13 protein-coding genes are annotated in these 13169 nt (G+C 31.6%); 4 read left to right on the top strand and 9 right to left on the bottom strand.

The genetic code is table 11. The features are described from left to right. Nucleotides 1–242 precede the first annotated feature (242 nt). The 4 genes from DZ64_RS0109925 to ppk2 form a co-directional block, all read right to left on the bottom strand. On the bottom strand, nucleotides 243–1082 hold the full coding sequence (locus DZ64_RS0109925; protein WP_024790404.1) for a site-specific DNA-methyltransferase: 840 nt from the start codon (nucleotides 1080–1082) through the stop codon (nucleotides 243–245). 348 nt (nucleotides 1083–1430) lie between these two features. After that, nucleotides 1431–2333 (bottom strand): type II restriction endonuclease, encoded by a 903-nt coding sequence (locus tag DZ64_RS0109920; RefSeq protein WP_236618763.1) that lies wholly within the window; start codon nucleotides 2331–2333, stop codon nucleotides 1431–1433. After that, complete coding sequence (locus DZ64_RS0109915) at nucleotides 2299–3237, bottom strand: DNA adenine methylase (protein WP_024790402.1); 939 nt, start codon at nucleotides 3235–3237, stop codon at nucleotides 2299–2301. The genes DZ64_RS0109920 and DZ64_RS0109915 overlap by 35 nt, the downstream gene beginning before the upstream one ends. A gap of 503 nt (nucleotides 3238–3740) precedes the next feature. Next, nucleotides 3741–4649, bottom strand: a complete 909-nt coding sequence (ppk2, locus tag DZ64_RS0109905) for a polyphosphate kinase 2 (RefSeq protein ID WP_024790401.1) — start codon at nucleotides 4647–4649, stop codon at nucleotides 3741–3743. Nucleotides 4650–4735: 86 nt separating this feature from the next. On the opposite strand from ppk2, the gene DZ64_RS0109900 reads away from it, so the two are divergent. The 3 genes from DZ64_RS0109900 to DZ64_RS0109890 are packed head-to-tail and all read left to right on the top strand — an operon-like array spanning nucleotide 4736 to nucleotide 7072. Then, entirely contained in the window at nucleotides 4736–5902 is a 1167-nt protein-coding gene (locus tag DZ64_RS0109900) for a pyridoxal phosphate-dependent aminotransferase (RefSeq protein WP_024790400.1), read from the top strand. Next, nucleotides 5899–6183, top strand: a complete 285-nt coding sequence (locus DZ64_RS0109895; protein ID WP_024788329.1) for a Dabb family protein — start codon at nucleotides 5899–5901, stop codon at nucleotides 6181–6183. The genes DZ64_RS0109900 and DZ64_RS0109895 overlap by 4 nt, the downstream gene beginning before the upstream one ends. After that, complete coding sequence (locus DZ64_RS0109890; RefSeq protein ID WP_024788328.1) at nucleotides 6170–7072, top strand: hypothetical protein; 903 nt, start codon at nucleotides 6170–6172, stop codon at nucleotides 7070–7072. The genes DZ64_RS0109895 and DZ64_RS0109890 overlap by 14 nt, the downstream gene beginning before the upstream one ends. Here the strand turns inward: DZ64_RS0109890 and DZ64_RS0109885 are convergent. Genes DZ64_RS0109885 through DZ64_RS0109870 form a run of 4 tightly spaced genes read right to left on the bottom strand, consistent with a single transcriptional unit; the run spans nucleotide 7065 to nucleotide 10505 of the window. After that, on the bottom strand, nucleotides 7065–7640 hold the full coding sequence (locus DZ64_RS0109885; RefSeq protein WP_024790399.1) for a DedA family protein: 576 nt from the start codon (nucleotides 7638–7640) through the stop codon (nucleotides 7065–7067). The genes DZ64_RS0109890 and DZ64_RS0109885 overlap by 8 nt on opposite strands. 9 nt (nucleotides 7641–7649) lie before the next feature. Then, a complete protein-coding gene (gene xth / locus DZ64_RS0109880; protein WP_024790398.1) occupies nucleotides 7650–8405 on the bottom strand; it encodes an exodeoxyribonuclease III in 756 nt (251 codons plus the stop codon). A gap of 44 nt (nucleotides 8406–8449) precedes the next feature. Further along, nucleotides 8450–9832, bottom strand: coding sequence for an FAD-binding oxidoreductase (locus tag DZ64_RS0109875; RefSeq protein ID WP_024790397.1), 1383 nt, complete (start codon nucleotides 9830–9832; stop codon nucleotides 8450–8452). Nucleotide 9833: 1 nt separating this feature from the next. Beyond that, a complete protein-coding gene (locus DZ64_RS0109870; RefSeq protein WP_024790396.1) occupies nucleotides 9834–10505 on the bottom strand; it encodes a plasminogen-binding N-terminal domain-containing protein in 672 nt (223 codons plus the stop codon). A gap of 42 nt (nucleotides 10506–10547) precedes the next feature. Here DZ64_RS0109870 and DZ64_RS0109865 point away from each other — a divergent pair, with 42 nt between their 5' ends. After that, nucleotides 10548–12104, top strand: coding sequence for an L-aspartate oxidase (locus tag DZ64_RS0109865; protein ID WP_024790395.1), 1557 nt, complete (start codon nucleotides 10548–10550; stop codon nucleotides 12102–12104). Nucleotides 12105–12109: 5 nt separating this feature from the next. Here the strand turns inward: DZ64_RS0109865 and DZ64_RS0109860 are convergent, their stop codons facing one another. Further along, on the bottom strand, nucleotides 12110–13075 hold the full coding sequence (locus DZ64_RS0109860; protein ID WP_024790394.1) for an iron-sulfur cluster assembly scaffold protein NifU: 966 nt from the start codon (nucleotides 13073–13075) through the stop codon (nucleotides 12110–12112). Between the last annotated feature and the right edge of the window lie 94 nt (nucleotides 13076–13169).

The following is a 13169-nucleotide window of genomic DNA, read 5'->3' as shown; positions in this document are numbered from 1 at the left end:
ATATTCTTCAATGTTTAAAATACTCATGTGTAAATCCTTTACTTTTATTTTTTTATTTTATCATCTCTCAACATCTATATTAGGATTTACACAGTTTTTACTATATCCGGATACTCTTATTGACATCTTTTTCAAAAGATGTATAGACTTCTTCCTATTCAAATTTAGAACACAAAAGAATAAGCAGAAAAAATAAAACTATTTTTTTCTGATATGAATTGACATTAAGACCTAATTACCTTTTAAGAGTTGAGGGTTGTGAATTTTTTGATATTTATAAAGTTTTGTAATTTGTTGTGGTATTTATTAAAGATTTGTTTGTTTTCTATTTCAAGTTTTCTGTTTTTACTTATTTTAAGATATTCATCCTCAATATCAATTCCCAAAAATTTCCTTTCTAACAAATTTGCAGCTATTCCGGTAGTGCTACTTCCGGTAAATGGATCTAAAACCCAATCTCCTCGTTTACTTGAAGCAAGAATTATTCTTGTTAATACGGATAACGGTTTTTGTGTTGGATGCTTTCCGCACGATTTTTCCCATTTTGCTATGGCTGGTAATGTCCAAACATCTTTCATTTGTTTTCCACCGTTTATTTCTTTCATCAATTCATAGTTAAAATAATGTGGAACTTTTGCATTTTTTCTCGCCCAGATGATTTGTTCTGTTGAGTGTGTAAAATAACGGCACGAAAAGTTTGGCGGCGGATTTGTTTTTTGCCAAGTAATTATGTTAAGAATTTTAAAATCTAACTCTGTTAAAATCTGGCCAATACTAAAAATATTGTGCATAGTGCCACTTATCCAAATAGTAGCGTCATCTTTCATCTTATCACGAACAAGTTTTAGCCATCTGCGGTTAAAATCATTTATATATTCAAAACCTTTAGATTTATCCCATTTACCTTTATTTACACTGGTAATTTTCCCGTTTTTTATGGTTAAACCATCGTTTGATAAAAAATATGGCGGATCGGCAAAAACCATATTAAACTTGAAATCAAATTGCGGTAATAATTCAAATACATCTCCGTGTAATAAGATAAATTTTTTATCTTTTGATTTAAAATAGGATTTAATCATTTTTAATTTTTTCTCTAAATTCTTCAATACTTTTCCACGACATCTCACGTCCTTCACCATTTGGATAGTTTACATCTTCTTGCCCCCAAATCCATTTATAAGCCTTTAACAGAGCTTTCTCCAGTATTAAATTTTAATAGGTCAATTTCTTCTATAAATTCATTTGGTTCTTCACCATTTTTTACTCGTTCTAATAAATCAATAAGTTCGATAGGTGTTATTTGCCATAATCCACTTTCTTTCGGATTATAAATAAAAACGAGAATCCGTAAACTGTCTTTCCACCAGGTTTTGTAATAACAATTTTATTTCCATTTTTTAATTGTTCGACTTCATAACCTCGGTATTCTATTTCAATATCCTTTTTAATACTCCGTTTCTTAACATTTCTAAATTCAAAAGATAATCCGCTTTATCAAAATATTCTCTCAATGGTTTTAGAGTAGATTTCCAGCCGGCTCCATCGGTTATCCAAATAAATTCAATGCCTTGGTTGTTCCAATAATCATTCATTCTAATATATTCAGTTGCAGTAGATTTAAGTTTGGAACCCCCGCCACCATAAAAATTAACCTCGATAAAATAAAGCTTACCGTTTTTGTTAACAGCAAAATCAATAATTCTTGATGATTTATCAACTTTAACATCAATATTCCATTTGTCTTTAATTTTCTTTGCGGTCGCTTGTGGCATATATTTAATGTTTAATTCTTTTGTTGTGTCTCTTACAAATTCTTCCACAATATTTTCCATTAAAGTTCCACCACGATTTTTTCTGCCATTGCTATCCAAACCAACTTCAACACCGATTGCATAATCAACCAAATTCTTAATTTTCTTATCTTGTAAAAGATCTCCCAAACCACTCTTTAATATAAAATCAGCAAATGTTTTTATTTCAGTTTTTGAATAACTTTTTTTTGAAAAATTAAATTCCCTATAAATAAAATTTCTTGTATCTATCAAAACCTTCAAAGATTTGTTTCTAATTGCAAGAAGTAGTGGAATTGCTTTAATTGTTTCTGGATATTTCTGCAATAAATCAATGATTTCTTTATGTAAATTCTTTTTACCAATAAGATAATTAAGCAGGTTCAATTCTTTTTCAATCGGCTCAATATTTTGTAAAACTTTTTTCCAGTTTACAAAATAATCCCATTGTGTAATCTTATCTTTAAAAGATGATGTAATCTCTTCAAAAAGTTCATCTTCTGTTTTATTGAGCAATTGACATAATTTTTTCATAAGCATTATTTGTAATTAACAATTCTGTTAATTCTCCTCTTTTATTTGGTTTTGAGTTAATATTCCTTCTTGCTAAAACTCTTTTTATCTTAAATTCACTATACAACTCATCAAAAAAATTGTTATTTGGATCTTTTCCTTTAACATCTGAATTACTTAATATCCATTGATATCCGAGTAAATCAATTTTTTTACAAAATTTAGCAAGCCTTATTTGTTCGTTATCATCGAATTCATCTTTTACATAAGAATTAAAACTTGATGTTTTGCTTAAAGGTTTATAAGGTGGATCAAAATAAAACAGTGTATTTCCTTTTGCATATTTCAACGTTTCTTCAAAATCACTGTTTAATATAATTACTTTTTGAAGAACTTTATTTACGGCTCTTAAATTTTTTTCATCACAAATCATTGGTGTTTTATAACTTCCAATTGGCACATTAAATTCATTTTTTCTGTTAACACGATATAAACCGTTAAAACAAGTTCGATTAAGAAATATAAACAGTGCTGCTTGAATTGTTTTATCAGATTTTCTACTATTAAATAAAGTTCTCTTTGTATAATAGTATTCTTTTTTTTCTTCAGGTTTGTCTTTTAACAAATGGTATTCCTTTTCCCATATTTTTAAAACGGATATTAATTCTTCAACATTTTCTTTTATTGTTTTGTAAGCGTTGATTAAATCTGCATTTATATCATTGATTATCGCTTTTTTAATATTTTGGTATTTTTGTAAAATCCAAAACAGAACAGCACCTCCACCAACAAACGGCTCAATATATGTAAATTGAGTTTGTTTAATGTAATCAGGAATTAGATTATTAATTTCATCTAATAACTGTGTTTTCCCACCGGCCCATTTTATAAACGGTTTTACTATTTTATCTATTTGTTTTATATTATACATTTATGTTTTTTTTATTGTGCCTAACTTGTTCATATTCAAACTGTTTAGATATGATTTATTAGAAAGATATGCAAAATGTTTGTATATGCTTCCCTCTAAATGAGCGTTATTTTTTGTTTTTTTATTCATATCTCGCATTCTCCTAAAGAAACTGTCAAATGGATTATTTTTATTCTAAAAGGTTTTTGTACTTACATGAATATAAATTTCATCATCGTTAAACTTTTGTATCTATAAAAGTTTATCATTATTTAATAAATAATAACAAAAAGAAAAGCAAAAATCAAATTCATTTTCATCTCAGATGTAAGTAACTCTCATTGCTAATCCAAAATAGGAAAAAGAGTGTTTTATTCCTGTTTTCTGTAAATGAAACACCTACTTTTTAAGTTTTACCTCTCAAAATGCTTATAAATTATATTTTTATTTTTCTAAATTTGAGGAAATAAGAGGAAATAGAAAAAAAATACAGGGATTATTTAGAAGCCCTTAAAAACCGCTGATTAATCCAATTGAATATTTTTTCTGTGATACCTTTGGACTATATCCGGGTCGGGATGGAGTGAAACTTTTGCCTTTTCTTTACCTTCATAAGGGATCTGGGAAAGCACATATCTGATACTTTCTAACCTTGCGGTTTTTTTATCATTGGAATTTACAATAATCCAAGGTGAATAGCTGGTATGTGTTTTGGAAAACATCTCCTCTTTATAATATGTTATCTGATCCCAAAGCTCCTGGGCTTTTTTATCAACAGGTGAGAGTTTCCACTGTTTTAAAGGATTCCTCATTCTCTCTTCAAATCTTCTTTTTTGGGTTTCTTTTGAAATAGAAAACCAGAATTTAATTAATATTATTCCGTCATCTATTAGGGCATTTTCCATTTCCGGGACTTCTCTGATGAATTTTTCATACTGCTCTTTTGTACAAAATCCGAAAACAGGCTCAACAATCGCCCTGTTATACCAGCTTCTGTCAAAAAAAGCTATTTCACCGGGATCTGGCAAATGTCTGAAATATCTTTGAAAATAAAACTGCCCCGATTCAACTTCTGTAGGTTTTGGAAGAGCCACAACCCTGTATTTTCTTGGATTTAAATGCTCGGCAAATCTTTTAATAGCTCCGCCTTTTCCTGCGGCGTCCCTTCCTTCAAAAATAATCATAACTCTTTTTTTATTTTCAAAAACCCAGTTTTGAAGTTTAATCAGTTCTATTTGTAATTTTATTAATTCCTCTTCATATTCAACTGTTTTTAAAATTTTTCTTAATTTTTTCTTTTTAACCAGCCCACTTAGACCGGATTTTGTCCTTAATTTTCTAAATGCATCTTCAACCAAATTTATTTTTGTTTTTAATTCCGGATTTTCAATATTTTTTTTAAGCTCTTCTAAACTCTGCATTATCGTTTTCATTTTTCTCCTTGTTATTTAATATATTTTATTTATTATAGCACACAATTTATCCTAATTTGCTATAATTTTGTTAAAAAAGGTATATAATGTTCAGTAAAAGAATACAAAAACTTTCTCCCTCATTAACAATAGCAATTTCTCAAAAAGCAAGGGATTTAAAAGCCCAGGGCAGGGATATTTTGGCTTTCAGTGCAGGTGAACCTGATTTTGACACACCTGAAGTTATTAAATATGAAGCAATAAAAGCCATTACCGAAGGATTTACAAAATATACAAATGTTGCCGGGATTCCGGAACTTTTAGAAGCTATAAAAATAAAACTGAAAAGAGATAACCATTTGGATTACGAAATGGACGAAATAGTGGTAAGCAACGGTGCAAAACAATCCCTTTTTAACATATTTGCAGCTATTGTGGATAAAGGTGACGAGGTAATAATCCCGGCTCCTTACTGGGTTACATATCCTGAGCTTGTAAAATATCATGGGGGAATACCTGTAATTATCCAGACAAATGAAAAAACAAATTTTAAAATTACGCCGGATATGCTGAAAAAAGCAATTACACCAAAAACAAAAGCATTAATGATTACATCCCCGAGTAATCCCACAGGAAGCATATATTCAAAAAAAGAATTAAGTGCAATTGCCGAAATTTTAAAAGAAACGAATATCTGGGTTATAAGTGATGAAATGTATGAAAAACTTATTTATGAGGGGGAATTTGTTGCGGCGGCAAGTATAAATGAAGATATGTATAAAAGAACTGTTACTGTAAACGGCCTGTCTAAATCCCATGCAATGACAGGCTGGAGATTCGGATACTGTGCAAGTAAAAACAAAGAGCTTGTAAAAAAAATGATAACCCTTCAATCACAAAGTACATCAAATATAAACACAATAACACAAAAAGCGGCTATTCCGGCACTTCTTGGAAAAGCAGACGAAGGTATAAAAAAAATGGTAAATGAATTTAAAAGAAGAAGAGATTTTGTATACGAGGCTTTCAATTCAATTGAGGGACTCAGTGCAGCAAAACCGCAGGGCGCTTTTTATATTTTTGTAAATCATAAAAAAATTGTAAACGATTCAATGAATTTTGCCCTTGATTTGCTTGAAGAAAAAGGCGTTGCCGTGGTTCCGGGACTTGGATTCGGAAGTGAGGGATATTTCAGATTTTCATTTGCAACCGATTTTGAAACTATAAACAAAGGCATAAAAAGAATAGAAGAATTTGTAAAAGAAATATTATGATTAGACATGTAGTTATTTTTAAAACAAAAAAAAATGCCCCCCTTTTGGAGTTTAAAAAACAAATAGAAAATTTAAAAAATCTGATTAAAGAAATTAAACATATAGAAGTGGGAATTGATATAAAATTTGATGAAAATTCCAGTGATTTTTGCGTAATTACCGAAGTGAAAAACATTGAAGATTTAAAAATTTACGCCACACATCCAAAACATTTGGAAATCATTGATTTCATAAAGCCTTTTATACTCGAAAGAAGAGTTGTGGATTATGAAACACACTAAAACAATAATTTTTCTTCTTTTTTTTATTTTTTTAGTTATTCTTGTTAATTCTTTTTCTGTAATATATTTAGTACAAAACAATCAAATAAAAAATGCATACATTATAAATGAACTGGGGCAAATAAGGGGAGGAACACAAAGATACTGCAAACTTGCGCTGATAGGAAAAGATAAAGAAAAAATCAAAGACGTAAAAAAATATATTGACAATAAATATTCAGATGTTGAAAACATCTATAAAGACATCATTCCATATGAAGCTATGGATTTTTTTAAGAAAAATTTTTACAGTTTAAAAAACAACTGGGAAAAAATAAAAAAAACTAAAAATAAAAACAAATTATATATTTTAAGCGAACAAAGCTGGGAAACGGCAGACCCTCTTGTAATTTATATAGCAAAGGCAATGGAGAATAAAACACAAAAAATTCTGTTTTTTATAATTTTAATATCCATAATTTCAGTACTTACAACACTTGTGAGTATTTATATTGTTTACAGTGTAATAAGTAAAAGTCTGAATATAAAAACACTTAAAAATCCTGTAAGTAAACTTTATAATTTATATCATCTGGAAGAAACTCTTAATGTTTTGCAAAACAGATATCAAAGATACGGGAAAAATTTTGCACTGCTGAAAATTATTTCTGAGAATATCCCCTCTGAAAAGACGATAAAAGAAATTTCTAAAATATTAAAAAACAATATAAGAAGAAGTGACAAAATTTATCATTATCAAAATAAAATTGTAATAATTTTTATAGAACCTGAAAAAATGGACTTAAATAAAACACAAAAAAGACTAACTGAATTGATTCAAAAAAAACTTAAAAATATAAAAGCTGAAATTATTATATATTCCGGAGAAGACATAAAAAGATTTATTTAGTCTTTTTCAGTTCACTGAACACATAAACAGTGGCTATAATTATCACACTCCCGAGTAAAATCAAACTTCCGAAGACAGCACTTTTATGCGCTTTTTCTCCGGTTCCAAATAAAAAACCTACCATTATTAAAAATCCGGTCCATATCAGATTTGCCGAAAAAGTAAGAGGAATAAACCATTTAAGCGGCATATGGGATAAACCGGCGGGAATAGAAATATACTGTCCAAGTCCAGGCGTAAGAGGAGCTAAAAAGGCGGAAATTTTTCCATGATTTTTCCAAAATTTTGTTACTTTTTCTATTACAGGTTTGTCTTTTAAGATTTTATTTACCAAAAATTTTGCCAAAAAATAATTTATAAGAGCGCCGCTTAAACTGCCGAGTGCAGCGCATAACCAAACACTGATCAGATTCATTTTACCTGTTGCCGCAAGATATCCGGCCGGCAGTAAAACAAGCTCACTTGGAACCGGTATAAAAGTGCCGACTAAAAGCATATAAAAATAAATACCTATATATCCTAAAGAATGAGCAAAATTCACCAAAAAGTTTATTATTTCATTTAACAACCTAAACCTTTAAATATCAAATTCTGCAACTAACGGCACATGGTCAGATGGAGTAGGCTTTCGTTTACGCCTGATTTCGGTTAAAATTTCCACATCTTTAAATTTTTCAAAAAGAGGCTCACTCACCAATATATAATCAAGCCTGAGCCCTTCGTTTTTATAAACCGCGGCGCCTCTGTAATCGTAAAATGAAAAGACTTTTTCATTAGGATGTTTTTTTCTTATAACATCTATAAATCCGCTGTCTAAAAATTTAGACAAAATTGCCCTCTCTTCGGGTAAATGGGTCACTTCACCGTCCCAGATTTCTTCGTCCCAGACATCAAGAGATGTATGTGATATATTGAAATCACCGCATATTAAAACTTTTTGCTTGTTTAAATCAAATCGTTTCAAAAATTCAAACAGTTTATTATAAAAATAAATTTTATATTCAAACCTTTCGCCGTAATTGTCTCCCAGAGGCGCATAAATATTGATAATATGAATATTATTAATCAATGTATAAATAAATCTCGCTTCGCTAAGTTCTCCCTCAAAACCTTTTTGATAATTTTCAATTTCAAAAACGCTGCATGTCGCCACACCGTTTAATTTTTTTTGACCGTGAATAATGCAGTGCATATTGTCGAATTTTGGAAAATTATCCTCTTCGGTTTTAATTTCCTGCATACATATAACATCCACATTATATTCATTTATAATATTTTTTACAATTTCTTCTCTTTGTCTTATAGAATTTACATTAAAAGTACATAATTTCATTTTACTACTCACTACTCACTACTCACTACTCACTACTCACTATTTTATATTCCCATTTTACCGGGATTAAGTATTCCGTTTGGATCAAATGCATTTTTTATTCTTTTAAACAGATTCATTTCAGCCGCGCTGAATGCAAGTTTCATAAAAGGAGCCTTGCTAAGACCTATTCCGTGCTCCCCGCTGAGTGTTCCCTCAAGGGAAACAACAAGTTTAAAAATTTCTTCCACCGCTTTATAACCCCTTTTAACCTCATCTTCATTTTCACCGTCAACCATTACATTTACATGGATGTTCCCGTCCCCGGAATGCCCGAAACAGGGAATTACCACATTATATTTTTTCCCTATTTCCTCTATTCCTTTTAGTGCATCCGGAAGTTTACTTCTTGGTACAGATATATCTTCATTTAATTTTTTACTTCCGTATATTGTAATAGACTGACTTGCATTCCTCCTCGCAAACCATATTTCTTCTGATTTTTCTTTCTCTGCCGTTGCAATAAATTCTTTAGCCCCGTTTTGCTTAAATGATTTTTCCAAAATTTTTAATTGATAATCAATTTCTTCTTCAACATTTCCGTCAACATCGCCTATAAGTAAAGCCCCGGCCCATTCAGGCAGATTAACCCCTAATTTTTCCCTCAGCGCCCTTACAACAAGGGCATCCATAAATTCCATGGCAACAGGCACGGCTCCGGATGAAAGGGATTTATAAACGGCATTCATTGCATCTACCACATTTTCAAAAATCCCCATATATGTTTTTTTCATTTTGGGCTTTGGACGCAGTTTCAGCGTTATTTCCGTCAATACAGCCAAAGTTCCTTCGCTTGCTATTAATATCCCCGCCACATTATATCCGGCTACATCTTTTATTGTCCTTTTCCCTGCCCTTATAATATCCCCGTTTGGTAAAACAGCCCTGAGACACATTACATAATCTTTTGTAAGTCCGTATTTTGCGGCTCTCATACCGCCTGCGTTTTCAGCCACATTTCCGCCTATTGTGGAATAATCCATACTTGCGGGATCCGGTGGATAAAAAAGACCTTTTTTTTCTACTTCTTTTTGAAGATGTGCATTAATAACCCCTGGCTGAACCACTGCAACCATATCTTTTTCGTCTATTTCAATTATTTTATTCATATATTTTTCCACAGCCAGTATAATCCCCCCGTTTACCGGAAGCGCCCCGCCTGTAAAACCGCTTCCCGCACCTCTTGGAATTACAGCTATTTTATTATTATTGCAATATTTTAAAATTTCACTTATTTGTTTTTCATTTTCAGGAAATATTACCGCATCCGGATAAAAATGTTCTTTTGTGGCATCATAGGAATACGCCCTTAAATGAGCTTTGTCTGTTTTGATATCCTCATCACCCACAATGTTTTTTAAATTCTCTATATGTCTGCTTTCAATCATTTTATTCCTTTATTAAACTTTTGTAATATTTGGCATATAAACCGATACTTTGTTTAAACAGATTTTTAACTTTTGAAAAAACATTTCCCTCTATATGAAAATTTGGATAGGTTACAAAAAAAGGCTCGGTGTATTTATAATTTTTTTCGGCTGAAAACTCTTTTATGGCATAAAAGCTGTATGAATCCACAAGATATATTTTATCCAAAACAAAAGCATACAAACCTATATCCATCTTTTTTGCAAAATTTATAAAATCACTCTTTGTCGGATTTTCGTCCAAAAAAGTCGCAAAAATATCAGGAGAAATCAGTGTTTTATTTTTAAATAATTCTTTAGCTTTTAAATAACTTTGCTGATTTGGGGCGATAATCATTATTCTGTTGTAATTTTTTGCCAGGATGATTTTATCACCGGGTTTTGGTATGGCTACAGGAATAGCAAAAGAGTTATTTTCCAAACTATCATAAACACTCAATTTACCTTCAGTGCCAAAAAGTGTGGCCTTCGCACAAATTATATTTTTATTTTCATAAGGACACAAAACTATTCCGCTTACGCCCTTTTTTACATATTTGTCTACACTTATTTTATCATTTTGTATACTTTTAATTGTAACTTCATAACCCATTAAAGAGCTTATTAAAACAAATAAGATTAAAATCCTCTTCATTAAAAACCTTTTTTTGATACAATTATATCAAAAAGGAAACTGATGCAATATGATATTTTGGTAATTGGCAGCGGAATTGCAGGAATGATGGCTGCCATTGAGGCTAAAGAGCTTGGAAGCAATGTTGCAATTGTTACAAAAAAATCCCCAATGGCTAACAATTCATTTATGGCAAAAGGCGGAATAAACGCCGCTCTAAATAATATGAAAGACGGAGATTCAATTGAACATCACATAGAAGACACATTAAAAAGCGGTATAGGACTGGCGGAAGAAGAAGCAGTCAGAATTTTTTGCGAAAACGCTCCCCAGGTAATCAGAAATCTGCACAGAAAATACAAAGTTCCTTTTACCACACTTCCCGATGGAAGACTTGCCCAAAGACCCTTTGGCGGAACAAAATTCAAAAGAACATGTTTCTCAGCCGATGCTACAGGTCCCGCAATTATGAGAGCACTGAATAAAACAATAAAAGAACTTGATATTCCGAGTATTACAAATCATTTTGCAATTAATTTATTAATAAACGATGGGAAAGTTGCAGGGGCCACATTTTTAGATGAAACCAATGAAGAAATAAAAATAATAAAAGCAAAAGCGGTTATAGTCGCAACAGGAGGATATGCGGGGCTTTACAGAGGATATACTACAAATATTACAGACGCGACGGGCGACGGAGTAGCAATGGGGCTTAGAGCCGGGCTGGAAGCCATGGATTTGGAATTTATACAATTTCATCCGACAGGTCTTGAAGGGACAAACTATTTAATTTCCGAGGCTGCAAGAGCGGAGGGAGGAAAACTTATAAACAGCGACGGGAAAGAATTTGTAGATGAACTCAATACAAGAGATTTTGTTACCCGTGCAATAGTAAAACAATTAAATAAAGGCAAAAAAGTATATCTGGACTTGACAATGATAGATGAAGAGATAATAAATACAAAGCTTATTAATCTTAAAAAAAGAGTTAAATCACTAAAAGGAATAGATATAAGCAAAGAGCCAATTCCTTTAAATCCGTTAGCCCATTATACCATGGGTGGTATTAAAACGGACACATTCGGTTTTACAAGCATAGAAGGTGTTTTTTATGCAGGTGAAGCTGGAAATAACGGTGTAAACGGTGCAAACAGGCTTGGAGGCAATTCTTTAAGCGAAGGAGCGGTATTTGGAAAAATTACAGGATACGAAGCCGTTAAATATTCTTTCAGGCAAAAAACATTTGTCGACATACCGAATGATACAATACAAAAAGACAAAGAATTAATAAACAAATTAAAAAGAAAAATAGACGCAAAAAGAATAAAACATGAAATAGGCGAACTGTTATTTAAAAAAGTGGGTATTTTAAGAAACGGATATGCAATAAAAAAAGCGCTCGACAAATTAAAAACCATCAAAAATACTTTAAATGAAAATGATGAAAAAGATTCAAATTTAAAAGAAAAATTGGAATGTGTAAATGCAATTGATATTTCTAAAGCCTTGGCAAAAGCGGCACTTTACAGGGAAGAAAGCAGAGGCGCCCATTTCAGACTTGATTATCCTGAACAGGATTATTCATTTACTCATCACACTATTACAAAAATAGAGGAATAATCCTCTTATATCTGTATTACTTTTATTTTATCAGTATTTAAACTTCTGTTGAGCTCATCTTCTATACCCATTAATGTCATCATTCCGCTGGCACATGAAGCACATGCCCCAAGATATCTTACATACACTTCAAATTTATCGCCGTTTTCCTTTACATCAATGAGTTCCAGACTTCCGCCGTCCATTGCTAAAGCCGGTTTTATTTTTTTATCAAGTATCTCTTCAACAGCTTTAATTTTTTTAACCAGACTCATATCTTCAAATTTTTGAGATTCAGCCCCTTTTTCAAATTTTTCTTTTTTCATCTCTTCTTGGACTTCTTTTATAATATCCACTAAATATACATCTCTTTCTTCATGTCCCCCTGGGGCTACGCAGCTTTTGCAATACGTACCGGCGTCAGTGTATTTTTGAAGCTCTTCAATAGTTTTTACATTATGTTTTCTTACTATTTCTTCGATTTCCCCTCTTGTAACCCTTGCACATTCACAGACTATTTCACTATTTTTAAGTTTTTTTGCATCTTCACCTTTATATTTGGCCGCCGCTTCAATAATTACATCATACGCCATTACGCTACAGTGCATTTTCTGAGGTGGAAATGCAGGTTTGTCCGGTTCGTCCCTCAATGCTTTTTCAACATCCAGATTTGTAATTTTCATAGCTTCGTCCACTGTTTTACCGATGGTAAGTTCCGTCATCATATCCGAAGAGGCTATCGCCGTTCCGCATCCGAAAGATTTAAATCTCGCATCAATTATTTTATCTGTTTTAGGATCAACCAGCCAGTAAAGTCTTACACTGTCCCCGCACGCTTCACTTCCAAAATCGGCAACCACCAATTTTGCCCCTCTTTTTTTAGCTTCTTCTTCACTGAATTCTCCTAAAAATTTCGGATTATTCATTCTTTCAATCACTTTATTTGAATACTGTTCCCAGACATTTCCTGTTATTAAATCGTTTCTTCCCATTATTACTCCTTGTATAAAAATTTAAATTCAATTTGTGCAAATAAATTCATAACTTCTAAAACATATTCATATTGGAGATAAGGCTTTAGTCTCA

The organism is Lebetimonas sp. JH292 (assembly GCF_000523275.1).
In the GTDB taxonomy this organism is placed as follows: domain Bacteria; phylum Campylobacterota; class Campylobacteria; order Campylobacterales; family Nautiliaceae; genus Lebetimonas.
Note: the sequence above shows the minus strand (reverse complement) of the source record. Positions and strands in the feature narration are given on the sequence as shown.

Coding starts and splice junctions, on each gene's coding strand:
- DZ64_RS0109925 (WP_024790404.1), bottom strand. CDS start 1,082: ATGATTAAATCCTATTTTAAATCAAAAGATAAAAAATTTATCTTATTA.
- DZ64_RS0109920 (WP_236618763.1), bottom strand. CDS start 2,333: ATGCTTATGAAAAAATTATGTCAATTGCTCAATAAAACAGAAGATGAA.
- DZ64_RS0109915 (WP_024790402.1), bottom strand. CDS start 3,237: ATGTATAATATAAAACAAATAGATAAAATAGTAAAACCGTTTATAAAA.
- ppk2 (WP_024790401.1), bottom strand. CDS start 4,649: ATGAAAACGATAATGCAGAGTTTAGAAGAGCTTAAAAAAAATATTGAA.
- DZ64_RS0109900 (WP_024790400.1), top strand. CDS start 4,736: ATGTTCAGTAAAAGAATACAAAAACTTTCTCCCTCATTAACAATAGCA.
- DZ64_RS0109895 (WP_024788329.1), top strand. CDS start 5,899: ATGATTAGACATGTAGTTATTTTTAAAACAAAAAAAAATGCCCCCCTT.
- DZ64_RS0109890 (WP_024788328.1), top strand. CDS start 6,170: ATGAAACACACTAAAACAATAATTTTTCTTCTTTTTTTTATTTTTTTA.
- xth (WP_024790398.1), bottom strand. CDS start 8,405: ATGAAATTATGTACTTTTAATGTAAATTCTATAAGACAAAGAGAAGAA.
- DZ64_RS0109875 (WP_024790397.1), bottom strand. CDS start 9,832: ATGATTGAAAGCAGACATATAGAGAATTTAAAAAACATTGTGGGTGAT.
- DZ64_RS0109870 (WP_024790396.1), bottom strand. CDS start 10,505: ATGAAGAGGATTTTAATCTTATTTGTTTTAATAAGCTCTTTAATGGGT.
- DZ64_RS0109865 (WP_024790395.1), top strand. CDS start 10,548: ATGCAATATGATATTTTGGTAATTGGCAGCGGAATTGCAGGAATGATG.
- DZ64_RS0109860 (WP_024790394.1), bottom strand. CDS start 13,075: ATGGGAAGAAACGATTTAATAACAGGAAATGTCTGGGAACAGTATTCA.